Below are 1,169 nucleotides of genomic sequence, written 5' to 3' on the forward strand. Positions count from 1 at the left end.
GTCTCCTCCTCCAGCTCCCGCGCGCCCGCGCGTGCGGGCGACTCCCCGTCCTCGACGAGCCCCATCGGCAGCTCCCACCCCCACGCGTCCGTGAGGAACCGGTGCCGCCACATCATCAGCACGCGCGCGTCGTCGACCGCCGCGAGCACGGCGAGGTCGCGCAGCCGCACCGCGTGGTACTCCGTACGGGTGCCGTCGGGCCGTTCGACGTCCAGCGCGCGCAGGCGTACCCACGGCGTGTCGTACAGCGGTCGTTCGCCGTGCACGGTCCAGCGCATGAGACCCCCCCCGGGACGCGTCGTACGGTTCATCCTCGGTGAACCCGCCTTGTGGATCAACGGCGTTGTGTACGGCGCCGGATTCCGGCCAGGTATCTGGAACGAGGCTGTGACGTCCCGGTGACGCGAACACCGGGACCGAGCGGCCATACTCGCCAGTAAGCGTGTTTATCGGATCGTGACGCGCGGAACGCCGGTTCCCCGGCAGAACCGAGTGAGGAACACATGTCTCGACCCAGCCGAGAGCCCCAGTCCGGGCCCGCCGTGATGGCGCCCGCGCCGATCGACGTCCGGGTCGCGACGGCCGCCGGCCGGGACACCGCGTCCGTCGGCGGGGTCCCGGTCACCGCCCCCGAGGGCGAGGAGATCAAGCACGCGGTCCTCGCCCACCTGCGCCGCATCGCCGTGGCCACGGGGCACCCGGTCCTGGCCACGATCCACGACGAGCGCAGCGGCTACGACGTCCCCATCCAGGTCGCCCCGGACGGCTCCAGCACCCTCATGGCCGAACCGACACCGCTCACGACCCCGCACGCGTACGCCGACGAGGCGCCTCCCGTGACAGGGGCCCCCGAGCCGCCGGACGACGCGTACGCGGACGAGGCACCCTCCGCCGCCAAGCCCCCCGCGCCGCCGGACGACGCGTACGCCGCCGAGGCTCCCGCCCTCGCGCCGGGCACCGTCACCGCACCGACCGGAGTCTTCGGCCCGCCCCCGGCGATGGATCAGGGGCACGCGGGGGCCGAGGGGCACCCGGCGTCCGAGGAGGGCTTGGCGTCGGACGAGCGCTTGGCGTCGGACGAGCACCCCGCCTTCCCAGAAGCCCCCGAACCTCAAACGTGGCCCGAAGCCTCGCCGGAGCCCTCGTACGACACCCCCGAACCCCCCGCC

1 protein-coding gene and 1 pseudogene are annotated in these 1,169 nt (G+C 73.8%); one reads left to right on the forward strand and one right to left on the reverse strand.

From position 1 onward, the window contains the following. Nucleotides 1-278, reverse strand: a 278-nt coding sequence (locus tag AOK24_RS44465; RefSeq protein ID WP_159052246.1) for an NUDIX domain-containing protein, incomplete at its 3' end; no start/stop codon positions are given. A 225-nt stretch (nucleotides 279-503) separates the two neighbouring features. Between AOK24_RS44465 and AOK24_RS50050 the strand changes: the two are divergent. Then, a pseudogene (locus tag AOK24_RS50050) lies at nucleotides 504-1,169 on the forward strand (tetratricopeptide repeat protein); the annotation flags it as partial.

The organism is Streptomyces niveiscabiei, from assembly GCF_001419795.1.
In the GTDB taxonomy this organism is placed as follows: domain Bacteria; phylum Actinomycetota; class Actinomycetes; order Streptomycetales; family Streptomycetaceae; genus Streptomyces; species Streptomyces niveiscabiei.